This window comes from Aliiroseovarius sp. CAU 1755 (assembly GCF_054482655.1).
The window spans coordinates 803,240-825,488 of record NZ_JBTLRH010000002.1 but is presented as its reverse complement, the minus strand read 5'-3'; the positions used below and the strand labels follow the sequence as shown (position 1 = coordinate 825,488).

Below are 22,249 nucleotides of genomic sequence, written 5' to 3'. Positions count from 1 at the left end.
GCCTTTGCCCGCCAATTTTCACTGTTTTATTTTCTGCAACTGAAGGTCGGTGGATATGAAGAAGAATGTCGTATTCTTCGCCTCAATGGCGCTATTGCTGATAGTCCTCTTGAGTCTGCTACCTGCAGAAAGGCGAGCAGGATCGATCACTGCAATCCTATTCTTGGTGTCATTGACCGTTACAGTTTTTGGCTTCTCGGCAGGTAAAGGAAAAAGCGACGAAGACAGTGACCAATGACTAACGACATCAAAACCTCAGAACGCACCTCGGCTGGCTTCGCCCCCCGCGACCATGCCGAGCTGACGGACACGCAGATCACGCGGCGGTATTTCTCGAAGTTCGAGAAGATCACGGCGCATCTGGCCCGTGTCGCCGGGCAGATGGAGGTTGAAGGCAAGCTCACCCGTGATGAGGTTGACGTGCTGGCGCGCTACCTCATCAAACTAGGCCTTAGCTTCAAGGCGCTGGCCAACAAGTATCATATGTCCGGCAAGGCCTATGGGCTTGGCGCTGCGACGCTGACTTTTGATCGGCGCGACAGCGGGTTTCCTGTCCATGCAGAGCTTTTGCAGATGGCCTCGGACGCCGCGCAGGCGGGGACGCATCTAAAGGGCATGGCCTCGGTCGAGGAACTGAAAAGCCAGATGGTTAGCCAGATTGTCGGGGACCTGACAGTGCCGAAGGACTTGCAGTATTCGCTGTCCCAGCGGCTCTATTACGAAGAGCTTGCGAAGGGCGATTTGTTCTGGCCGCAGATGCACCCGGACGTGATCTGGCAGATGAACAAAGGCGAAGGGCGTGATGCGCGTCGCGTCTATCTGGCTCACTGGGCGGTCTATGACAGCGAAGTCAACCTGCCCACCATCTATCTGATGGAGTTGGAGGATACGGGCCGCACTGCCCTTCCCAAAGATGAACGCCGCTGGCCGCAGGTGCAGTCGCATCTGATGGCGCAAAGCATGGCGGGGCTGAAGCTCGTGACCATCGCGACCGGGTTCGACAAGGATTTCGACGACCTGCACCCCAAGCGCCTGCGCCGGTTCCACGTGGGGCCGATGTATAGCCATACGTTCACCCAACAGACCGGCCCGCTGCGCGAGGTGCTGGCCGAGGCGAAAAGCCCGCCCGGTGAAGATTGGGCGTTGGCCTGGACAGTTGAAGAACTGAAAAGCCAAAGCGTCAAGGAAGAGAAATCTGGCTGGTTCGGCAAGGTGGAACGCGAGATTTTCGCGCTGGACCCGTTTGCAGGTTCCGGCTCGAACATCGGGGCCACCCGAATGGAACGCGCAATCATCATGCCCCAACGTCCGTTTCAGGTGCTTGCTGAAAAGAACCCCGCTGGGTTCCACGACGTGCGTAAATTTGTTGTCAGCCCCGGTGGCCGGGTGCTGAGTTACCGTTGATTTAGGAGTGAGATCCACATGAGCCTGCCTGCTGACCTGATGGAGCTTCGAGAGGAAGAAATTCGCGCGCATTACGGCGCGGCTGCGGGGCATCTGGATGGGTTTGACCACACCCCGCGCATTGCCAAGCCCAAGGAAGCCGCGTCCGCGCCCGAACGCAGCCCCGGCATCGGACGCGCACGTCGGTTTCGGTCCACCACGCCGGGTCTGGTGACGCGATCAACTGCGCGCCCTGAAGGGGTGCATTTGGCTGAACGGATCGAAGGGTCGGACGGAGATGACCCGCTGATCTCTCCGCTTCAGGCAACCGTTCTGCATGGGCTGCGCCGCGCGATTGCCGTCGCATTGGCGGTGGGCGAGGGGTTCGCCGAGCAAACCGAACTGGCCGCCCTGCGTCGCGCCAATCTGGAAGGGCGTCTGGGGGCGGACAAGAAAACAGCCTTCTCGGAACTTCTGACCGCCGAGGCGCTGATCGTCTTGCATGTGTTCGCCAACGCGACCTCGTTCCTGCTGGCCGATCACGCCAGCGAGGCGTCGATCGAGGTCGGCGCGGTCGAAGAAATCCTGACCGACAATGCGCCACTCGCGCTGAAAGGCGCTTTGTGGGAGTTGGATCAGGAAATCGCCACCTTCGTCACGTCCGAGGATAAGCTGGTCGCGACCGTCTTGGCCTTTGTCGAACAACTGATGGAGAAGGTCGCCCTGCGCGCCCAGACCGCGTCGCATCTTGGCCCCTTCACGTCCGCCAATTACCGGGTCGAGGCGGATAACCTGACGATTTCCGGCTTCACCCCCGCCCGCGCCCATCGCGGGTCCAAGATCACGATGACGTTCAAGAAGCCGAACGAGGTCGTCGGCAACCACATCGCGAAATATCAGGCGATGAAGCTGGCCAAGATGCTGATGGCTTATGATTTCGAGCGGAAACTGAACCCGTTTGCGGAACTGGGTGGCTTCATCTTCACCTTCATGGGCGACGGCAAGCCGGGCACCGGGAAAACCACGCTGATCCAGATGATGGCCGGTTTGATTAACGATTATTGCACCGTTGCGGGCTATCCGTTCCGCTATCAGAACTTCGGCATCGACAATATCGACAGCTATCAGGGCAAATCGGGCCAGAACGCGAAGGCGTTCATCAACAACGTGCTCGACCCGAATGTGATCGGCTTTGGCACGGTGGATGACATCGACCAGATCGCGGGCAAGCGGGGGGATCGTCAGTCCAGCGCGGGCCAGCAAGAGGTCACGGCGGTTCTGATGGAAAGCTTTTCGGGTGCCAATACGGTGGTGCGCGGGAATTGCACCTTCGGCATGTTCTCGAACTATCCCGAGAATGTGGACGACGCCTTGCGCCAACGCGCCGGTGCGCGGTTCCTGGTGGACGGGCCACGGACGCGCGAGGACTATATCGACATCCTGCACCTGCTCATGGGCAAGAACCACGCGATCCCGCTGGGCGACCACGACCTTTACGCCGCGCAGGAGATTAAATCTGCGGTGGCGCGCAGTTTTGCGGCGCATGCCCGCCCACAGGAAGACGGGCTGCTGGAGGTCTTTGACAAGGTTAACGACAAGATCGGCGAGTTGGACAACATCGCGAAAATGGGCACCTATCTGAAAGCCATTCAGGAAGCCGACGAGCGCTTCACAGGCCGGTCGATCAAGAACATCACCGACGCGGTCAAAGTCCGCGCGATGGACTTTGAACTGCCCGACGAATGGATGGAGAACCCCGAGTTGTTCTTGGTGAAAGACTACGACACCAAAAAAGCGATGATCGAGGAACTGCGCGTCCCAATCACCACCGAAATGGTGATCCAGGAAGTGAACCGCTACGCCGATTCAGAGTTCCGCTATGCCGACAAATCCGACGAGGTCGCCATCGAGACGATGGTCCGCGACTTCGGTCGTCAGGAAGAGGCGAAGAAGCGGTATTTGGAGGGGAAGTGAATGTGGACGCTTCCTGAAGCCCCTGAAATTGTCGTGTCATTTGGCACACTCTTGGCCGGGTGCGCGGCGATATGGGGTGCGTATTCAGCGCATCGCGGGATTGACACTTGGAAAACACAACGCGTTTGGGACACAAACAGGGACCTGTCTCAGCGCGCACTTCTGTGCCTAACAAAACGAAGAAAGGCCTTCCGTGGAGTGAGACATCCATTCATGTCAGTTGGGGAAATGGTCGCTGCCTATGGAGATTACAACTCACTAAATGAACAGAAATCGTATGACGCTCTAACAGCGGCGTATGGAATTCGGTGGGAAGCACTTCAAAATGCGCGATCAGAGTTTGATGCAATCCTGATGGAAGCAGAAGTGCTTTGGGATGAAGACCTAGCTGCCTTAGAAAAAGGTGTTGCATCAATTGAAGCCAAGTTGAAGATCAATCTCGAGCGAAAGCTGGAAGAAAAAGACCCCCAAAAACGTTACCAGAAGAGTTCAAGCATTGATCCTGATAGACGTATGAAAGTGTACGGATTGCCGGATGATGAAGCAGATAACGAATACACTGCTGAGTTCAATGCACTTGCGGAACCTTTCAAACGAAGACTTGAAAAGCATGTTTGAGACAATTGATATCGCGGCAACGCCGCGACGCGCCCGACCCACCCCGTCGTGCGAGAAGCACGCCTTTGGCGTGAGCGGGCGCGTTCCGCACCCACCCTCGGGCCGAGCGCATCGCTTTGTAGGCATTGAGCGCTATGCCAAGGGGATCACGTAATGGAAGGCTCATACGGTTCAGACCCAGTCTCGTTTGTTGCGAACGCAATTGCTCTGTTGATCTTTGCGACCCTGCCATGGTTCACGGCGCGGTGGACAACGCATCGCGGCGCACGGTTTTTCTCGGCCCTACCGGGCGTTTTCGCGTTCACAGCCGCCACGACCGTTTGGGCGATTGACGCTGGTCTCAGCATCATTCCACGAGCGCCCGATATGACCCACAATTTCGAATTGGCAATCGGCATGTTGATTGGCAACGGAATGCTTTACTTGCTGGTCTGGTCGGTGGTCTTCACCTTCATCCTGCGCCATGGGGCATCAAAGCGGAGTGCCAACATATGAAACGCCTCATTAACCGCGGCCTTATGTTTGGCAATCTGATCCGGGTCGATAGTCCGGCGCTGATCGAGCGGTATAACCGTGCGCTCAAGGGGCTTTCGGGCAAGCAGACGAAGCTGAAAGAATTTCACATCGACGTCTCTGGTTTTTCGCCTGAGATCGGCGAGGAATTCAAAGACCCGCTCTACCTCAACCCTAATGGCTGCAACCGGCAGTTCATCATTCTGACGGTGGACCAGAAGACCGCGCCGCTGCTGAACGCCATGTTCTCGACCTCGCGCGCGATTTTGCGGCAGTTCATTGCGGACAACGAGGCGAAGCTTTTCGCGCTGACCGCCCATGATGCGGTGGCGGGTGAACTGATGGACTCGGTCTATGACATCTCGGACCCGTCGCGCCTGTTCGACATCCGCAAGATCGTGATCGAAGCCGACACGACCCAAAGCCACGTCAAGAACGCCCGCCTGCTGGCCGACAAGATCGACCATTTTCAGACCGCGCCAAACGCTTGGTATGACGACGATCTGATTGGCGAGATGATCGAGTTGGCGCGCGAAACGGGCGACGTCACCCGCGTGCCGGTGGACCTTGGCGTGCAGGAATACGAGCAGGGCAATTTCTGGACCGCGCATTTTGGCGGGCTGTATGTCTTTCGTGATGTGGAAAGTCCGGCGGTGATCGTGTCGGGTGAAAAAGATCGGCTGCCCACGCCGCCTCCGGGCAAGGTTTTGGACACGTCCGAGGCCAACAGGCTGGCCAGTTTCCTGAGCAAGAACGATCTGGTCGAACCGGTCGTTCGTGAACGCGGTGACGCGGGGGCCACGATCCTGCGCCAGAAGATGGAGTTCATTCTGGTGGACGCCGCAACGTCTGCCGGGCTGGATCTGGGTGACATGTCATCGCGCACCCTGCGCCACGTGGCGCAGCGGTTGGGGTCGCATCTGCCCGCAGCCTTCCACGGCTTGGCGGCGATGGTGCGCTGGGCGGAAGCGGGCGGGCAGTGGCCGCGGATCGACAGCCGTCATCCGGCCTATTTCTATACCCTGCGCGCGCGGCCAGACCACCCGGATCGCGACCTGATCAACCGCTTGTTGTCCGAGCTTGCGCCGATGGACTTCCGCCAGCTGTTCATCTGCCACAAGGAGCTTTTCTATGCCGCATATGCCACATGGCCGGACGAAAAGCGTGAATTTGTGGCAGAATTCCTGCATCGTGACTATATGGCGAACAAGGCCGGTGCGCGCGAAGCGTTGTTCGGCGGGCGCAAAGACCCGATGAAAGTGCCGCGGACGGCGCGCAAACGGGCGCGTGAGGATATGATCGAGATTGTCGGCCCGTGGGGCGCAGTGAACAGGAGGTAACGATGGGATTGGTGCGACTTGTCATTTTCGGGTTCATAGGGCTTAGCATCGTTTACGTGCTGGTCAGCTTGTATTCCCGCTCGATCCGGTTGGAAAAGCTGGAGGATCAATGGGCCGAGGAACACCCCGATGGCGATGTGACCGATCGTGACGCGTGGCTGCGCGAAGGGATGGAAGACTATAAGAAAAGCTTCCGGCCCAAGCTGATCCTGCTGGTGTATGTGGTGCCAACACTCTTTGTTATCCTTTCGCTTGTCCTAATCAACTGAGGTTCACTATGCGCCGTATTCGTATCACCATCCGTATCCTGCTCGCGCTGATCCTGTTTGGCGTGTTTCACTATGTCTTGCCGCAACATGACGTCGTGCGGGTCGTGAACACCTATCAGGAACGGCAGGATTTGGGGGACTGGACGCGTATCTTCTGGTCGAAGCCGGATGATCAATCGGCCAACCTGATCAACCGTGACGTTCAGTTTGTTCAGACCGTGAAGAAGAAGACCTATCTTCTGGGCTTCATCCGCAGCGATGCGGAAAAGGTGATGGTTTACCGCAACGAGGATACGGGGTGGGGATGGCCGTTCTATTTCAAGTTCGACACCGCGAGCTTGCAGACCGAAGTGGACGATCTGCGGTCCACGCCTGAGAACCCGAAATGGGCTGTGATCACCCACTACGGCTGGCGAAACGAGCTAATTTCGGCGTTCCCGAACGCGGTGGCCATTCGTCCAGTGACAGGCCCGGATGTGACCATCATCCCGTGGTTCAACATCATGTTTTTCATCGTGCTGGCTGTCATCATCGGCTTTGTGCGCGCGTTGTGGCGACAGTTCCGCGAACGCTCGATAGATCCGGCGCTGGAAGATGCGGGCGAGGCATGGGATGCGGTTGATGCCCGTGCAGACAAAGCGCGGGGCCGGTTCTCGCGCTGGTTGGGGTCTTGGCGCAAGAAGTAAGATCGACATAAAAAACGCCGCGCAGGATATTCTGCGCGGCGTTTTGTCGTTCAATGGTGTTGGCTTATTCGCCGTAGGGCACCCAGATGGTTTTGACTTCGGTGGCGTGGACCAAGAATTCGCGACCTTCGCCTGCTGCCCCGAACCAGTCCCGCGCTGTCGCGTTGTTGACCCAACTGCGTTTCAGGTTCCCTGCACTTTCTGTTTCCACGATGGCTGAAATGTCCGCCCCAGACAGCGTCCAAACCGCATCTACACCAAGGTGGCCCGCCAAGGGCGACGCCAGTTCTGCGTGGCTTCCGGTAACGATGTTCACGACGCCCGCCGGCACGTCCGACGTGTCGAGCACCTGATAGAAATCGGTCGCGGCCAGCGGGAACGGCTCGCTTGCGGCCAGCACCACGCGGTTGCCCATGGCGATGGCCGGGGCCATCAGGGACACCAGTCCCAGAAGGGGGGCGTCGTCCGGGCAGAAGCCGCCGATAACGCCGACCGGCTCGTTCATCGCCAGCGCGACCCCGCGCATCGGAACCGGCTTCGCGGCGCCGTCGTATTTGTCCGCCCACGCGGCATAGGTGAACAGGCGGCTGACGGCTGCCTCAACTTCCTTCCTGCCATTGCGCCCGCCCATCATGGCGTCGATCCGGGCGGCGAATTCCTCCGCACGGGCCGAGAGGTTCTCGCCGACATAATAAAGGATCTGCGCGCGCAGGTGTCCGGTGGTCTTGGACCAGCCGGCGGCCGCGTGCGCAGCCTCAACCGCGTTGCGGATGTCCTTGCGGTTGGCGATGCCGACATGGCCCAGTAGGTCGCCCTGTTTTGACCAAACCGCTTGGCTGTAACCACCATCGGGCCGCGCCTGTTTGCCGCCGATGTAGAATTTCGCGGTGCGGTCGAGCGCATCAACTTTCGCCTCTTTCGGGGCGGCAAAGGCGGCGATGGGTTTCAACGACTGCGCCTTGGCGCGCGGCTTGGTGTAGGCTTGCAAGCCTTCCCAACCGCCTTCGCGACCAAACCCGCTTTCGCGCACGCCACCAAACCCGGCGGCCGCATCAAACATGTTGGTGCCGTTCACCCAGACCACGCCAGCCGCCAGCTTGGGTGCGATGTCGAGGGTCAGGTTGACGTTTTCGCTCCACACCGTGGCGGCCAGACCGTAACGGGTGTTGTTGGCAATCTCGACCGCCTCGGATGGGGTGCGGAAGGTTGTGGCGACCAGAACCGGGCCGAAGATTTCTTCCTGCATCAGCATGGACGCCGACGACAGGCCGGTGATCAGGGTGGGCGGGTAAAAGCAGCCTGTGTCCGGGATCGGGCAGGGGGCTTGGTAAAGTTCGCCGTCACTTGCGCCCGCCTCGACCAGCTTCGTGATTTGCGCGTGCTGAACAGGGTCCACCACGGCGCCCACGTCAATGGATTTGTCCAGCGGATCGCCCATGCGCAGCTTGTCCATCCGGGCTTTCAGCTTGGTATAGAAACGGTCGGCGATGCCTTCCTGCACGATCAGGCGCGAGCCTGCACAGCAGACCTGACCCTGATTGAACCAGATTGCGTCGACCAGACCTTCGACCGCTGAATCCAGATCGGCGTCGTCAAACACGATGTAGGGCGACTTGCCCCCCAGTTCCAATGTCAGGGACTTGCCCGACCCTGCCGTTTCGCGGCGGATCATCCGGCCAACTTCGGTTGAGCCGGTGAAGGCGATCTTGTCGATATCCTCATGCGTCACGATGGCTTCACCCACGCGCCCGTCGCCGGTAACGATGTTGACCACGCCCTTGGGCAGTCCGGCCTCGTCGCAGATTTGCGCAAACAGAAGGGCGGTCAGCGACGTGTATTCGGCGGGCTTCAGAACCACGGTGTTGCCCATCGCAATCGCAGGCGCGATTTTCCATGACAGCATGAGCAGCGGGAAATTCCACGGGATGATCTGGCCGCAAACGCCCAGCGCCTCACGGTCGGGAAGCTCGGCGTCTTGCAACTGCGCCATGCCCGCGTGGTAATAGAAATGGCGCGCGACCAGCGGAATGTCGATGTCGCGGCTTTCGCGGATGGGTTTACCATTATCCAGCGTTTCCAGCACCGCGAACAGCCGCGAATGCTTTTGGACCAAACGCGCCAGAGCATAAAGGTATTTCGCCCGTTCGTGGCCCGAAAGTGCCGCCCATTTGCGCTGCGCCTTGCGGGCGGCGGTGACGGCAGCGTCCACATCGTCAGGTGTGGCCTGCGTGACCTGCGCCAGCACTTCGCCATTGGCGGGGTTGCGGGTGGCAAACGTGTCACCGACGGCACTCATACGCCCGCCGATATACAGACCAAACTGGCCGTTGCGTTCGGCAATCCAGCCCAACGCTTCCTTCGCGCTTTCCGGGGCGAGGCCATAATCCATCGTGTCAAAGATTTCTTTCACGGTCATAACAATGTCCTCAGCCCATCGGGTGGCGGTAGGTGGCCGAATAATGGCCGGTCACGTGGTGTTCCAACTGGCGTTCGATATCGCCCAGAAGCGAGCTGGCGCCAAAGCGGAACAGGTCGGGCGTCAGCCAGTCGTCGCCCAGTTCTTCCTTGATCAGGGCCAGATAGGTGATCGCGTCCTTGGCCTTCGAGATGCCGCCCGCGGGTTTGTAGCCGACGCGGTATCCTGTCGCCTCGTAGTAGTCGCGGATCGCCCGGATCATGACCAGGCTGACGGGAAGAGTTGCGTTCACGCTTTCCTTGCCGGTGGAAGTTTTGATGAAGTCGGCCCCCGCCATCATGCAGACCAGCGAGGCGCGCGCGACGTTGCGCAAGCTGCCAAGTTCGCCCGTGGCAAGAATGGCTTTCACATGCGCGTCGCCGCAGGCCTCTCGGAAGTCACGCATCTCGTCGTAAAGCGCCTGCCAGTTGCCGGTCAGCACATGGCGGCGCGAGATCACGATGTCGATTTCCGAGGCCCCGGCGCGAACGCTTTCGCGTATTTCCTCGATTCGCAGGTGATACGGGCTGAGCCCTGCAGGAAAGCCGGTTGAGACCGCTGCGACAGGCAACGCCACCCCCATATGGCGCAAGGTCTCGACCGCAGGCGCGATCATGTCGTGGTAAACACAGACCGCCCCGGTTGTTATGTTGCCCACACCCAATGCCGACAGGATTTCCGGGCGCACCGGGTGGGCGGCCTTGGCGCACAGGCGACGCACCCGTCCGGGCGTGTCGTCGCCTGCAAGCGTGGTCAGGTCGATCATGGTGATGGCTTTTAAAAGCCATGCCGCCTGATGATCCTTTTTTACACTACGCCGACCGGGCAGCGCGGAGCACCGGCGTTCGATGGCAGATGTATTGGCTTGGGTGGCGCGCACCCAGTCCATATTGAGTTCCATGCCTGGGTTGCGCGGGTGAGTCACTTGCGGCAACTGCGCCGCCGCCCGATCCCCCCCTTTGGCGCGGGTAGATGTCGCTTCGCTTTTCACGGATTTCCCTCGGATGCGTCCATTGGGTTCATGTTGTCACAAGGTTCGCACGGGTGTCCCGAATTGGCAATATTGCAGCCAAAGAACCTTGTTTTCGCCGGCTCTTCCGGCGATTTGACGAAAAGCGCCGGCATATCTACGATAATCGACCCGTTCGGGCAACTTTTTGCGTGTGTTGGTGGTTGGAAAAACTGTCTCACCGTAATGAGTTGTTTCGACCGTCACGATGCGCATAGGATGCTGCATCGGTGAGCGCTGGGGGCTGAGTCTCTCTCGGAACGGTTGAGTTCTGTAATAACGCGTCATCCATAGCAATAGACAAGGGAGTACCTTCATGAACGTATCCATCAAAGCTGCCCTGCTGAGCTCGGCCTTCGCGCTCGCCAGCCCTGCGCTGGCAGCCGGGACACACCCCGTGACCGGCGAGACGCTCGCAGACGACCAGACATTCACCTATCGCGTGTTGGACGAACACACGTCGGTTGACCCGCAAATCGTCGAAGACGTTTCCGGCTCTGAAATCGTGCGCGATCTGTTCGAGGGCCTTTATAATCAGGACGAAAAGGGTAACCTCGTGCCCGGTGTCGCGCTGAGCTATGAGACCAACGACGACAAGACCGTATACACATTTGCCCTGCGCCCCGAAGCCAAGTGGTCGGATGGCACCCCTGTCACCGCAGGCGATTTCGTCTTTGCATGGCAGCGTTTGGCTGATCCCGCAACGGCTTCGGAATACCAGTGGTATGTCGAAATCATGGGGCTGAAGAACGGCGCGGCCGTAAGCGCTGGCGACATGCCGGTCGAAGAGCTTGGCGTGAAGGCGATTGACGACCACACGCTGGAGGTGACGCTTGAGCAATCGCTGCCTTACTTCGCGAAGACGACCACGCACACCTCGACCTTCCCGGCCCCGAAGTGGGCGATCGAGAAGCACGGGTCTGACTGGATCAAGCCCGAGAACATCGTGGTTAACGGCGCCTACAAGCTGACCGAGCACGTCGCCAACGAACGTCTGGTCCGCGAACGCAACGAGATGTATTGGGACAACGACAACACCATCATCGACAAGGTTGTGTCGCTGGTGATCAACGATGAAAACGTCGCCCTGACCCGTTACAAAGCCGGCGAACTGGACCGCACCGAAATTCCGGCAGGTCAGTATCCGTCGCTGAAGGAAACCAACCCAGACGAAGTTACGGTCTTCCCGCGCTTGTGTTCCTATTATTACACAATCAACGTGTCGGACAATGCGCCCGAGTTCCTGAAGGATGTGCGCGTTCGTCAGGCACTGTCCTATGCCATCAACCGTGACATCATCACCGAGAAGGTGCTGCAAGGCGGACAAACGGCGGCTTATACGTTCACTCCGGCAGCGACTGCAGGGTTTGAAGTGCCTGCCGTTGACTATTCGACCTGGAGCCAGGACGAACGCAACGCGAAAGCCACAGAGCTGATGTCGGCTGCTGGCTATGACAAGTCAAATCCGCTGGATATTACGCTGATCTACAACACCTCCGAGGCGCACAAGAAGGTGGCTTTGGCGGTCAGTCAGATGTGGAAGCAGAACCTTGGTGTGAATGTCACCTTGGAAAACCAGGAATGGAAAACTTTCCTGAACACCCGCGGCGAGCAAAACTACGAAGTTGCGCGCGCTGGTTGGTGTGGTGACTACAACGAGGCGTCGACCTTCCTTGATCTGGTTCAGTCTGGCTCGGGCTACAACGATGCCAAATATGCCAACGAAGAAGTGGACAAGCTTCTGGCCGATGCCAAGACCATGGACGATCCTCAGCCGAACTATACCAAGGTCGAGGAAATGATCGCCGCCGACATGCCGATCATTCCGATCTATCACTATGCCGGTAACTACATGATCCAAACCGATCTGAAGAACTGGCCGGTCGAGAACGTAGAGCAGAACTGGTATTCGAAAAACCTCTACAAGGTTGCCGAATAACACCTCGCACTTAATGGGGCACCGCGATCATGCGGTGCCCCAACCGTTTACGCGGTTCTGATCCAGATCAACGATTACTCGCCCAACTCTTGCGATAGACGCCCGATCTGGCACGTGGCCGGGTCCTGTCAGGGGGGAGAACCAGTCAGGATCACTCAGCGCCGCATCTCACGGGGAAAAGATGCTAAATTTCATCATACGCAGGGTTGCCGTCGCGATCCCGACACTCATCATTCTTTTGATTGCCTCGTTCTGGTTGATGCAGACCGCGCCAGGCGGGCCGTTCACATCTGAACGCCCACTGCCGCCGCAGGTCCTTGCCAATATCGAAGCAAAATACGGGTTGGATCAGCCGATCCTCAAGCAACTGTGGGATTATGTCATTGGCATCATCACACAGTTCGATTTTGGCCCGAGCTACAAATACAAAGACCGGTCGGTGAATGACATTATCGCGCAGGGTTTCCCGGTCACGCTGACCTACGGCATCATCTCGTTTGTGATTGCGATTGTGGTCGGCGGCATCCTTGGAATGTCCGCTGCGATCCGCCAGAACAGCATGCTGGATTACTTCGCCGTTGGCGTCACGATCGGTGCACAGGTCTTGCCGAACTTCGTCATGGCGCCGATCCTGATCTTGATCTTCACGCTCTGGCTTGGCTGGCTGCCGGGTGGCGGTTGGAATGGCGGTCAATGGCAATATCTGGTGATGCCGGTGATCGCCCTGTCCACGTCCTATATGGCGTCGATCGCTCGTCTTACGCGGTCTTCGATGCTAGAGGTGCTGCGATCGAACTTCATCCGAACCGCACGTGCCAAGGGGCTGCCTGATCGCACGATCATCTGGCGCCACGCACTTAAGCCCTCACTGTTGCCAGTGATATCGTATCTTGGACCAGCCTTTGTCGGCATGGTCACAGGCTCGTTCATCATTGACTCGATCTTTGGCACGGGTGGCATTGGCTATTTCTACGTAAACTCGGCCTTCAACCGCGACTATGCGGTGATGATGGGCCTGACGATCTTGCTGGGATCCATGACGATCATGTTTAACATGGTGGTTGATATCCTATACGCGTGGATCGATCCGAAAATCCGGTTGTGAGGAGCGCGACATGACAGACAAACTCGCACAACCATTCCAGCAGGCGAAAACCGCCGAAATGGCGCAAGGCATGCTGGAACAAGAGGTTCAGGGCCGGTCACTTTGGGCAGATGCGCGCGCGCGTTTCCTGTCCAACAAAGCGGCCATGGTGTCAGTGGTCGCATTGGCGCTGATTGTGCTCTTTTCCCTGTTTGGCCAGAGCCTCAGCCAATTTGACAATGAAACCATCGACTGGGACATCCTTGGCAACGTGAAAGAGGCGGGACGCCCCTCGATCGAGAACGGCCATTTCTTCGGATTCGATGAGAACGGTCGTGATCTTTACAACCGGGTCGTTCAGGGCAGCCGCATTTCGCTGGCGGTGGGGATTGTCGGCGCCGTGATCGCGGTTTTGGTCGGCACGCTTTACGGGGCGACGGCGGGCTTCATCGGGGGACGTGTCGATTCGATCATGATGCGTCTGGTCGATATCTTCATGTCGATCCCCTATATGTTCGTGCTGATCCTGCTGCTGGTCGTCGCGGGTCGGTCAATCACGATGATCTTCGTCGGCATCGGGCTGACGGCCTGGCTTGATATGAGCCGCATCGTGCGCGGCCAGACCCTGTCGATCAAGAACCGCGAATTCGTGGAAGCCGCCATAGCCATTGGTGTGCCGACATGGCGGATCATCCTGCGCCACATCGTGCCCAACCTTTTGGGTGTGGTCGTGGTCTATGCGACGCTTCTGGTGCCGACCATGATCCTGACCGAAAGCTTCATTTCGTTCCTCGGCCTTGGCGTGCAAGAGCCGCTGACCAGCTGGGGCGCGCTGATTTCGGAAGGCGTGAAAAGCATGAACTATGGGACGTTGTGGCATCTGGGTTTCCCACTCTTCTTCTTTGTGGTCACAATCTTCTGTTTCTTCTTCATCGGTGACGGTCTGCGCGATGCGTTGGACCCGAAAGACCGCTAGGGGTTTTGCGATATGGCACTTCTTGAAGTACGCGACCTGAGCGTGCATTTCGACACGACCGACGGGACTGTGACCGCGGTGGACAAGATCAGCTTTGATCTTGAGGCCGGTGAAACGCTTGGCGTCGTTGGCGAAAGCGGATCAGGCAAAAGCCAGACGGTGTTTGCGATCATGGGTCTGCTGGCCCAGAACGGCAACGCGACGGGGTCCGTAAAGTTGGCAGGTGACGAGATTCTGAACATCCCGACCAGCAAACTGAACAAAATCCGGGCCGAAAAGATCGCGATGATCTTTCAAGATCCGATGACCTGTCTGAACCCGTTCCTGCGCGTCTCGGACCAGATGGCCGAGGTGCTGACCCATCACAAGGGAATTTCGAAATCTGAGGCCGTGCGACAATCGGTCGATCTGCTGGACGCGGTGCGTATCCCCGAAGCGAAGAAACGTATCACCATGTATCCGCACGAGTTTTCGGGCGGGATGCGCCAGCGGGTCATGATTGCCATGTCCCTGCTGTGCAAGCCGGATATTCTGATCGCGGACGAACCGACAACGGCACTGGACGTGACTGTTCAGGCGCAGATCATGCAATTGCTTGATGATCTGAAAAAAGATTTCGGGATGTCGATCATCCTGATCACCCATGACCTTGGCGTCATTGCGGGATCGTGCAGGGAAACCCTGGTCATGTATGGCGGTCAGCAGATGGAATACGGCACCACACGGGGGCTGTTCGAGATGCCGACCCATCCCTATACGATGGGCTTGCTGAAGGCCGTGCCGCGGCTTGATATCGAAACAGAGCGTCTGGCGACCATCCCCGGCAGCCCGCCCAATATGATGAACATGCCCAAAGGGTGCCCGTTTTCGCCGCGGTGTGAGTTTGCTGACGACCGCTGTTCCACCACGCGCCCGACACTGGATGGTGTCGTGGGGCGCAAAGTGCGCCGCCGGGCGTGCCTCAAATCCTTGGAGGAGCTGGTATGAACGACCAATCCCCCCTGCTGTCGGTTCGTGATCTGAAGGTCTGGTTTGACGTTAAACCCCAAGGCGCGATGCCTTGGACGGCGGCCGATAAGCTGAAAGCTGTTGATGGTGTCGATTTCGATCTGATGCCGGGTGAAACTTTGGGGATCGTGGGGGAAAGCGGCTGCGGCAAATCCACGCTTGCCCGCGCCATCATGCGCATGGTCCCGTCCGAGGCTGGCACGGTTTTGTGGTTGGGAAATGACCTTCTGACCCTGAGCAAACGTGACATGCGGGTGCACCGCAAGGAAATGCAGATGATCTTTCAGGATCCTCTGGCGTCTTTGAACCCGCGCATGACAATTGGGCAGATCGTGTCCGAACCTCTGAAAACCCACCACCCCAACCTGTCGCCCTCTGAGGTCAAAGAGCGGGTGCGAGAGGTGCTGGACCGTGTGGGCATCCTGCCCAACATGATCAACCGTTACCCACATGAGTTTTCCGGCGGCCAATGCCAACGGATCGGGATCGCGCGGGCGCTGATTGTGAAGCCGCAACTTATCATCTGTGACGAACCGGTGTCAGCGCTGGATGTGTCCATTCAGGCGCAGGTGATCAACCTGTTGATGGAAATTCAGGAAGAAATGGGGCTTAGCCTTATTTTCATTGCGCATGACCTGTCGGTCGTGAAGCACATCTCGACCCGCGTGATGGTGCTTTATCTTGGAAATGTGGTCGAAATCAGCGAGGCCGCGCAGCTCTATCGCGCGCCGGGTCACCCTTATACGCAGGCGTTGATCTCGGCGGTTCCGATCCCCGACCCCAAGGCGCATGAAAACAAGGAAGTTCTGATCCTTGATGCCGATCTACCCTCACCGCTTGACCCACCTTCAGGATGTGTGTTCCGCACGCGCTGCCCGCATGCCATCGCGGAATGCGCGCAATCAAAGCCGCCATTGACGGAACGCGGCAACGGACAACAAGTGGCGTGTTTCGTGCTCTAGGCCTTCACGCGCCGGTGCAGCTTCATGCCACCGTCGCAGGAAACCCGATCTGGTCCAGCAGGGGGATGACGGTTTTCGTGTCGATACCCGTTACGGAAACGGTGCGCGCCTCCATGTCGAAGCTTAAAGCGTCAGCGCCATTGGTGTTCAGCGTTGCGGTAATCGACGCTTTGCAGTGGCCGCAGCTCATATCGGGAACATGGAAAATAGCCATCAAGCTGTCCTTTCGGTGGGCGCGCATTCCAGCTTTCTGAATACGCTTCGCCCCGCTCAGGTCAAGCGGGATGTGCTTTTCATTGTGCCACCCCCTTGACCTTCCAGTAACTGGAAGCCCTATCTACAAGAGGAACGATCGGAGTCTCCTCTATGACCGCTGCACAAACATTGACTTTGGAGCTTGAAAACCTGTCCTGCGCGTCCTGCGTCGGTCGAGCTGAACGCGCATTGGAGGGGGTTGAAGGCGTCTCGGATGCCCCTGTCAATCTTGCGACCGAAACGGTGCGCGTGTCATTTGAGGCACCCGCGACGCCAAGTGGCATGGCTCAGGCGTTGGATCGGGCAGGCTATCCAGCGCGGCGCGACACTGTGGTGCTGGATGTCAGTGCAATGTCTTGTGCGTCTTGCGTTGGCCGGGTCGAGCGGATGCTTGCGTCGATCCCCGGCGTGCTTGAGGCACGGGTGAACCTTGCCTCGGAACGGGCGTTTGTCACCTATCTGGCCGGGGCGACAACGCCTCAAGCCCTGTCCGAGAAAGTGACGAAAGCAGGATTTCCCACGCGACCGCGCGACGACGGCCCATCAACTGGTCCACGAGACAAGGCGCAGGAAGCGGCAACGCTCAAGCGCAAGGCATTGCTGGCGGCCGCTTTGACCGCTCCAGTGTTCATTCTTGAGATGGGCGGGCACCTGTTTCCGGCCTTTCACCACTGGATAGCCCGAACCATTGGACTTGGCACCTCGCACTGGATCCAGCTTGTCTTGACCAGCATGGTTCTGGCAGGCCCGGGACGGCTGTTTTATGCGAAGGGCATTCCTGCCCTGTTACGCGGCGCCCCTGAAATGAATGCGTTGGTCGCGTTGGGCACTTCGGCAGCATATCTTTATTCTTTGGTGTCAGTTCTGGCGCCCGGTGTGCTGCCCGCCGGCACCGCGAATGTCTATTTCGAGGCAGCTGCGGTGATCATCGTGTTGATCTTAGTTGGTCGCTGGATGGAAGCCCGTGCAAAAGGCCAAGCGGGTGAAGCGATCCGCGCGCTGGTCGCCCTGACCCCAAGCGAGGCCGTGGTCGAAGCCGACGGCCGCGCGATTACACGCCCGGTTGCACAGATCGTGACCGGTGAAGTCATCCTGATCCGCCCCGGCGCCCGCGTTCCGTTGGACGGCGAAGTTATCCAAGGTGAAAGTTTCATTGATGAAAGCATGATAACGGGCGAACCTGATCCGGTGGCAAAGGCGCCCGGCGACGCGGTCACTGGTGGGACGGTGAACGGGACCGGGGTGCTTAAAGCGCGGGTCACCGCCGTGGGGCCGGACACGATGCTTGCTCAAATTGTGCGCATGGTTGAAGACGCGCAAGGCGCACGGCTGCCCATTCAGGCGCTGGTGGATCGTATCACACGGGTGTTCGTGCCCATTGTGCTGGCAATCGCGGCGATCACTATTTTGATCTGGCTGGCATTCGGACCTGACCCTGCTTTGGGTCTGGCGTTGGTGGCGGGGGTGTCTGTGCTGATCATTGCCTGCCCTTGTGCGATGGGCTTGGCCACGCCGACATCGATCATGGTTGGCACCGGACGGGCGGCACAGCTTGGCGCGCTGTTTCGCAGCGGAGATGCGCTTCAATCGCTGCAAGCCGCCCGCGTCATCGCTTTCGACAAAACCGGCACGCTGACGCAAGGCCGCCCTGAATTGACGGCTTTTGATGTGGTCGATGACTGGGACCCTGACGCGGCTTTGTCATTGGTCGCCGGGGCCGAAGCGCAAAGCGAACACCCGCTGGCGCAGGCGATATTACGCGGCGCCGAAGCGCGCGGCGTCGACCCTGCCTCGGTAAGCGATGTCCAGTCGGTCACGGGGTTTGGGTTGCGGGCCAGGAATGGGGACCGCGATATCCTGATCGGGTCACAAAGCTTCATGGCCCGCGAAGGTATCGCGCTTAGCGATCTGGTTGATCAGGCCAAAGCGATGCGCAGCTGGGGGCACACCGTGTTCTTTGCCGCAATTGATGGGCGGTTGATCGCCCTGATCGGCGTCTCTGACCCCATCAAGCCAGAAGCCGCCGCAGCACTTGCCGCACTTCGAGACATGGGAAAAGAGCTTGCAATGATCACCGGTGATGATCCGGCCACAGCCGCCGCGATTGCCGATCAGCTTGGCATTGCGAGCGTCGACGCCGGGGTGTTGCCCGATGGCAAAGTCGCTGTGATCGAGGCGTTGCAGGCGAAATACGGGTCGGTCGCCTTTGTCGGTGACGGGATCAATGATGCGCCGGCCCTTGCGCATGCCGATGTGGGTCTGGCCATTGGCACCGGCACGGATGTCGCGATCGAAGCCGCCGATGTTGTGCTGTCTTCGGGCGCCCTGTCGGGGGTTGCCAACGCGGTCCAGATCAGCCGCCGCACGATGACCAATATCCGGCAGAACTTGTTTTGGGCGTTCGGCTATAACGTGATCCTAATTCCAGCGGCGGCTGGGGCTTTGTATCCCGCATGGGGAATATTGTTGTCGCCCATGCTTGCGGCGGCGGCGATGGCGGCGTCGTCGGTGCTTGTCGTGACCAACGCCCTACGGCTGAGCTATGTGCGACCTGTCCTGAGTGAGCAGTCGTCATGAATATCTCGCAAGCCGCAAAACGGGTGAACCTGCCGTCCAAGACCATCCGCTATTACGAAGAAATCGGCCTGGTCAAACCCCTGCGCGACAGCAATGGGTATCGCGTCTTTTCAGACAAGGATCTGCACAAACTGACCTTTTTGGCTCGATCCCGCGCGCTTGGCTTTTCGATCGAGGATTGCCGCGCGCTGCTGGCATTATACGAGGATCAATCGCGCGCAAGCGCCGATGTAAAGCGCATTGCGCGTGGTCACTTGGGCAAGATCGAGACCAAGATAGAGGACTTGATTGCCATGCGCGATACGCTGTCGGATCTGGTGCGCGCCTGTGCGGGTGATCAGCGACCGGATTGTCCGATCCTAAAAGGTATCGAAAACGCCACAGACCCAGTGTCAGAAGATTGAGTTACATCAAAGACGACCGCCCCAAAGACGTTATGAACATCCCCAAGGAGGAGAGTTTCCGGGTCAGCCGTCAGGTGATCCATGCGCGAAGGACCGTTTCCGATGGACAAAAGTCCCCTTAGCCCTCTGTTTGATCCGACCTCGATCGCTGTTTTCGGCGCGAGTCCGACAGGCGATTCCGTAGGCGCGATGGCCTATGCCAACCTTGTTGCAGGCGGGTTCAAAGGGCCGATCTATCCGATCAACCCGAAATACCAGAAAATTGGGTCGACCGACTGCCACGCGCGCATCACCGACCTTTCCGAGGAAGTCGATCTGGCCGTGATCGCCACACCAGCGCGCACTGTGCCTGGCATCATGCGCGATTGCGTCGAGGCGGGTGTGAAAAGTGCTATCATCCTGTCTGCAGGTTTCAGCGAAGGCGATGGGCGTGGCAAGGATTACGAAGCGCAGGTCATACATGCCGCCCGCAAAGGCAACATTCGCTTCATGGGGCCGAACTGCGTTGGCTTGGTGCGTCCGTGGATCGGGTTGGATGCCACTTTCTTGCGGTCTACGACACCTAAGGGCCGTCTGGCGTTGGTTTCGCAGTCCGGCGCGCTCGTCTCGGCGATTTCCGATTGGGCCGGGCCGCATCATTCCGGGTTTTCGGCCATGGTGTCGCTGGGAAACTCGACCGATGTCGATTTTGGCGACACGCTGGACTATCTGGCCAATGACCCGAAAACGGACGCCGTTCTGCTATATATCGAAGGAATCAAGGACGCGCCGAATTTCATGTCGGCCTTGCGCCGCGCCGCGCGTCTGAAGCCGGTCGTGGTGCTGAAATCTGGCCGCCACGCCGCAGGCTCCGAGGCCGCCCACACCCATACCGGCGCCTTGATCGGGTCTGATGAGGTGTTTGACGCGGCGTTAGAGCGGGCGGGTGCTGTGCGCGTCAGCACGCTTGGGCAACTGTTCGCTGCCGCCGAGCTTTTGGCCAACACCAAGAAAACGACCGGCGATAGGCTATGCATCATCACCAATGGTGGTGGTGCGGGCGTTCTTGCCGCAGATCGCGCGGGCGATTTGGGCCTGTCATTGCCACCGCTCTCTGCGGAAACAAGCAAGGCGTTGGACAAGCTGTTGCCACCCTATTGGAGCCACGCCAACCCCGTCGATATCCTGGGTGATGCGTCGGCTGACGCTTATGCGCTGGCGGTTAAGGCCGCTGTTGCTGACCCTGAAAACGATGGCGTTCTGGTGATGCTGACACCGCAGGCCATGACCGATGCGACAGCCGCCGCTCAGGCCGTCATTGATGCCTTGCCAGTGCGTCGCAAGAAGCCCGTCTTGGCGTGCTGGATGGGTGAAAGCGCGGTGGCCGAAGGCCGTGCGCTGCTGTCCAAAGCTGGCGTGCCGGAATTCGATACGCCCGAACGGGCGGTTGAGGGCTTTTCCTATCTGGCTCAACACCATCGCAACCGCCGACTGTCACTTGAAGTGCCGCGCGCGCGCGCCTTTGAAAAGGGGCTTGATCTGGACGGTGCGCGCATGATCATTTCCAGCGCGTTGTCGGAAGGGCGCAAAATGCTGTCGGATGTCGAAAGCAAGGCGCTTTTGCGCGCTTTCAACATCCCCGTGAATATGACGATCGAAGCGCGCACAGCACAAGATGCGTTGGTCGCGGCTGAAACACTGGGCTTTCCGGTCGCCATGAAGATCTCGTCGCCTGACGTATCGCACAAGACCGATGTCGGGGGGGTGAAGATCAACGTGGCGCATGCCGCTTCAGTCTCGCGCGCCTTTCACGAGATTACCAACAGCGTCAAAGCGGCGCTTCCCGAGGCTCAGATCTCGGGTGTGACGGTAGAACCAATGGCCCAGTTGCGTCAGGCCCGTGAGCTGGTGATCGGGTCCAGCCGCGACAAAGTGTTTGGACCGACGATCCTGTTTGGGGCAGGCGGCACCATGGTCGAAATTATGAAAGACAGCGCGGTTGCGCTGCCGCCATTGAACGCCGTGCTGTCAGAACGGCTGATCAACCGGACCCGTGTGTCCAAGGCGTTGGACAGCTTTCGCGACTATGACCCGGTAGACAAGGCGGCGCTGATCGACGTGCTCAAACGGGTGTCGATCATCGTCAGTGAACTGCCTGAGATCGTCGAATTGGACATCAACCCGCTGTTCGCCGGTCCAGACGGCGTCTTGGTGGTTGATGCGCGCATTTCGATCACGCGTCCCCCGGCTTGTGATGGGCATTATGACCACATGGCGATCCACCCCTATCCGCGCCACCTTGCGCGTGAGACCTATCTGTCCGATGGCACGCCCTTGTTGATCCGCCCGATCCGCCCGGAAGATGCAGAGAACGAAAAGGAATTCATGCGCGACCTGTCGGACGAGGCGAAGATGATGCGCTTCATGGGGTCGGTCAATGAACTCAGCCCCGAAATGCTGGCCCAGTTTACGCAAATTGACTATCGCCGTGAGATGGCGCTGGTCGCTATGGCTGAAATCGACGGGCGTTCAGTGCAGGTTGGCGTTGCGCGCTATGTGATCAACCCCGATTGGAAAAGCTGTGAATTTGCCGTGGTCGTGTCTGACCGCATCCAGCATCAGGGAATTGGAACGAAGCTGATGAAGGGGCTGTTTGGCGCCGCGCAGGACCATGGGCTTGAGGTGATCGAAGGCACGGTGCTGAAGAAGAACGCGCCCATGTTGCGCTTGATGAAAGAGCTGGGCTTTACCCAGCGCCCTGATCCTGACGACCGTGACGTGGTCATCGTGGAACGGTGGTTGTGATCCAGACGCTCAG

General features: G+C 58.8%; 19 protein-coding genes. 16 read left to right on the top strand and 3 right to left on the bottom strand.

The window, feature by feature from the left end; translation table 11 throughout:
- Positions 1–55: 55 nt before the first annotated feature.
- From ACXYMP_RS11070 to ACXYMP_RS11035, 8 genes are all read left to right on the top strand, one after another.
- Positions 56–238 (top strand): hypothetical protein, encoded by a 183-nt coding sequence (locus ACXYMP_RS11070; RefSeq protein ID WP_458906292.1) that lies wholly within the window; start codon positions 56–58, stop codon positions 236–238.
- Positions 235–1,404, top strand: a complete 1,170-nt coding sequence (locus ACXYMP_RS11065; protein ID WP_458906290.1) for a hypothetical protein — start codon at positions 235–237, stop codon at positions 1,402–1,404. The genes ACXYMP_RS11070 and ACXYMP_RS11065 overlap by 4 nt, the downstream gene beginning before the upstream one ends.
- Positions 1,405–1,422: 18 nt before the next feature.
- A complete protein-coding gene (locus ACXYMP_RS11060) occupies positions 1,423–3,357 on the top strand; it encodes an ATP-binding protein (protein ID WP_458906288.1) in 1,935 nt (644 codons plus the stop codon).
- A gap of 213 nt (positions 3,358–3,570) precedes the next feature.
- Positions 3,571–3,975: a hypothetical protein gene (locus ACXYMP_RS11055; protein ID WP_458906286.1), complete on the top strand. Its 405-nt coding sequence runs from the start codon at positions 3,571–3,573 to the stop codon at positions 3,973–3,975.
- A 153-nt stretch (positions 3,976–4,128) separates the two neighbouring features.
- On the top strand, positions 4,129–4,470 hold the full coding sequence (locus ACXYMP_RS11050) for a hypothetical protein (protein WP_458906284.1): 342 nt from the start codon (positions 4,129–4,131) through the stop codon (positions 4,468–4,470).
- Positions 4,467–5,828 (top strand): DUF6638 family protein, encoded by a 1,362-nt coding sequence (locus ACXYMP_RS11045; RefSeq protein WP_458906282.1) that lies wholly within the window; start codon positions 4,467–4,469, stop codon positions 5,826–5,828. Before ACXYMP_RS11050 ends, ACXYMP_RS11045 begins: the two co-directional genes overlap by 4 nt.
- A gap of 2 nt (positions 5,829–5,830) precedes the next feature.
- Entirely contained in the window at positions 5,831–6,097 is a 267-nt protein-coding gene (locus ACXYMP_RS11040) for a hypothetical protein (protein ID WP_298569206.1), read from the top strand.
- An 8-nt stretch (positions 6,098–6,105) separates the two neighbouring features.
- Positions 6,106–6,783, top strand: coding sequence for a DUF1523 family protein (locus ACXYMP_RS11035; protein ID WP_298569208.1), 678 nt, complete (start codon positions 6,106–6,108; stop codon positions 6,781–6,783).
- 64 nt (positions 6,784–6,847) lie between these two features.
- Here the strand turns inward: ACXYMP_RS11035 and ACXYMP_RS11030 are convergent, their stop codons facing one another.
- Both ACXYMP_RS11030 and deoC read right to left on the bottom strand, forming a co-directional pair.
- On the bottom strand, positions 6,848–9,199 hold the full coding sequence (locus ACXYMP_RS11030) for an aldehyde dehydrogenase family protein (protein WP_458906280.1): 2,352 nt from the start codon (positions 9,197–9,199) through the stop codon (positions 6,848–6,850).
- Between the two features lie 10 nt (positions 9,200–9,209).
- Entirely contained in the window at positions 9,210–10,139 is a 930-nt protein-coding gene (gene deoC / locus ACXYMP_RS11025; protein WP_458906278.1) for a deoxyribose-phosphate aldolase, read from the bottom strand.
- A gap of 424 nt (positions 10,140–10,563) precedes the next feature.
- Here deoC and ACXYMP_RS11020 point away from each other — a divergent pair, with 424 nt between their 5' ends.
- The 5 genes from ACXYMP_RS11020 to ACXYMP_RS11000 all read left to right on the top strand — a co-directional run bounded on the left by ACXYMP_RS11020 (position 10,564) and on the right by ACXYMP_RS11000 (position 16,216).
- Positions 10,564–12,186: a peptide ABC transporter substrate-binding protein gene (locus tag ACXYMP_RS11020; RefSeq protein ID WP_298569216.1), complete on the top strand. Its 1,623-nt coding sequence runs from the start codon at positions 10,564–10,566 to the stop codon at positions 12,184–12,186.
- Positions 12,187–12,367: 181 nt separating this feature from the next.
- Entirely contained in the window at positions 12,368–13,291 is a 924-nt protein-coding gene (gene oppB, locus ACXYMP_RS11015; protein WP_298569219.1) for an oligopeptide ABC transporter permease OppB, read from the top strand.
- Positions 13,292–13,349: 58 nt separating this feature from the next.
- Positions 13,350–14,246, top strand: a complete 897-nt coding sequence (locus tag ACXYMP_RS11010) for an ABC transporter permease subunit (RefSeq protein ID WP_298569509.1) — start codon at positions 13,350–13,352, stop codon at positions 14,244–14,246.
- 12 nt (positions 14,247–14,258) lie between these two features.
- Positions 14,259–15,233: an oligopeptide/dipeptide ABC transporter ATP-binding protein gene (locus ACXYMP_RS11005; protein ID WP_458906275.1), complete on the top strand. Its 975-nt coding sequence runs from the start codon at positions 14,259–14,261 to the stop codon at positions 15,231–15,233.
- Complete coding sequence (locus ACXYMP_RS11000; RefSeq protein WP_298569225.1) at positions 15,230–16,216, top strand: oligopeptide/dipeptide ABC transporter ATP-binding protein; 987 nt, start codon at positions 15,230–15,232, stop codon at positions 16,214–16,216. Before ACXYMP_RS11005 ends, ACXYMP_RS11000 begins: the two co-directional genes overlap by 4 nt.
- A 22-nt stretch (positions 16,217–16,238) precedes the next feature.
- Here ACXYMP_RS11000 and ACXYMP_RS10995 read toward each other — a convergent pair whose 3' ends face one another.
- Positions 16,239–16,430 carry a heavy-metal-associated domain-containing protein gene (locus ACXYMP_RS10995; RefSeq protein WP_458906272.1) on the bottom strand — a complete coding sequence of 64 codons (192 nt, stop codon included), beginning with the start codon at positions 16,428–16,430 and terminating at the stop codon, positions 16,239–16,241.
- Between the two features lie 152 nt (positions 16,431–16,582).
- On the opposite strand from ACXYMP_RS10995, the gene ACXYMP_RS10990 reads away from it, so the two are divergent.
- From ACXYMP_RS10990 to ACXYMP_RS10980, 3 genes are all read left to right on the top strand, one after another.
- The gene (locus ACXYMP_RS10990; RefSeq protein WP_458906270.1) at positions 16,583–19,048 is read left to right on the top strand and encodes a heavy metal translocating P-type ATPase; all 2,466 of its coding nucleotides are present in this window, start codon (positions 16,583–16,585) and stop codon (positions 19,046–19,048) included.
- Entirely contained in the window at positions 19,045–19,452 is a 408-nt protein-coding gene (gene cueR / locus ACXYMP_RS10985; RefSeq protein WP_458906268.1) for a Cu(I)-responsive transcriptional regulator, read from the top strand. The genes ACXYMP_RS10990 and cueR overlap by 4 nt, the downstream gene beginning before the upstream one ends.
- 102 nt (positions 19,453–19,554) lie before the next feature.
- The gene (locus ACXYMP_RS10980; RefSeq protein ID WP_298569237.1) at positions 19,555–22,236 is read left to right on the top strand and encodes a bifunctional acetate--CoA ligase family protein/GNAT family N-acetyltransferase; all 2,682 of its coding nucleotides are present in this window, start codon (positions 19,555–19,557) and stop codon (positions 22,234–22,236) included.
- The last annotated feature ends 13 nt before the right edge of the window (positions 22,237–22,249 follow it).

Coding starts and splice junctions, on each gene's coding strand:
- ACXYMP_RS11070 (WP_458906292.1), top strand. CDS start 56: ATGAAGAAGAATGTCGTATTCTTCGCCTCAATGGCGCTATTGCTGATA.
- ACXYMP_RS11065 (WP_458906290.1), top strand. CDS start 235: ATGACTAACGACATCAAAACCTCAGAACGCACCTCGGCTGGCTTCGCC.
- ACXYMP_RS11060 (WP_458906288.1), top strand. CDS start 1,423: ATGAGCCTGCCTGCTGACCTGATGGAGCTTCGAGAGGAAGAAATTCGC.
- ACXYMP_RS11055 (WP_458906286.1), top strand. CDS start 3,571: ATGTCAGTTGGGGAAATGGTCGCTGCCTATGGAGATTACAACTCACTA.
- ACXYMP_RS11050 (WP_458906284.1), top strand. CDS start 4,129: ATGGAAGGCTCATACGGTTCAGACCCAGTCTCGTTTGTTGCGAACGCA.
- ACXYMP_RS11045 (WP_458906282.1), top strand. CDS start 4,467: ATGAAACGCCTCATTAACCGCGGCCTTATGTTTGGCAATCTGATCCGG.
- ACXYMP_RS11040 (WP_298569206.1), top strand. CDS start 5,831: ATGGGATTGGTGCGACTTGTCATTTTCGGGTTCATAGGGCTTAGCATC.
- ACXYMP_RS11035 (WP_298569208.1), top strand. CDS start 6,106: ATGCGCCGTATTCGTATCACCATCCGTATCCTGCTCGCGCTGATCCTG.
- ACXYMP_RS11030 (WP_458906280.1), bottom strand. CDS start 9,199: ATGACCGTGAAAGAAATCTTTGACACGATGGATTATGGCCTCGCCCCG.
- deoC (WP_458906278.1), bottom strand. CDS start 10,139: ATGGAACTCAATATGGACTGGGTGCGCGCCACCCAAGCCAATACATCT.
- ACXYMP_RS11020 (WP_298569216.1), top strand. CDS start 10,564: ATGAACGTATCCATCAAAGCTGCCCTGCTGAGCTCGGCCTTCGCGCTC.
- oppB (WP_298569219.1), top strand. CDS start 12,368: ATGCTAAATTTCATCATACGCAGGGTTGCCGTCGCGATCCCGACACTC.
- ACXYMP_RS11010 (WP_298569509.1), top strand. CDS start 13,350: ATGGCGCAAGGCATGCTGGAACAAGAGGTTCAGGGCCGGTCACTTTGG.
- ACXYMP_RS11005 (WP_458906275.1), top strand. CDS start 14,259: ATGGCACTTCTTGAAGTACGCGACCTGAGCGTGCATTTCGACACGACC.
- ACXYMP_RS11000 (WP_298569225.1), top strand. CDS start 15,230: ATGAACGACCAATCCCCCCTGCTGTCGGTTCGTGATCTGAAGGTCTGG.
- ACXYMP_RS10995 (WP_458906272.1), bottom strand. CDS start 16,430: ATGGCTATTTTCCATGTTCCCGATATGAGCTGCGGCCACTGCAAAGCG.
- ACXYMP_RS10990 (WP_458906270.1), top strand. CDS start 16,583: ATGACCGCTGCACAAACATTGACTTTGGAGCTTGAAAACCTGTCCTGC.
- cueR (WP_458906268.1), top strand. CDS start 19,045: ATGAATATCTCGCAAGCCGCAAAACGGGTGAACCTGCCGTCCAAGACC.
- ACXYMP_RS10980 (WP_298569237.1), top strand. CDS start 19,555: ATGGACAAAAGTCCCCTTAGCCCTCTGTTTGATCCGACCTCGATCGCT.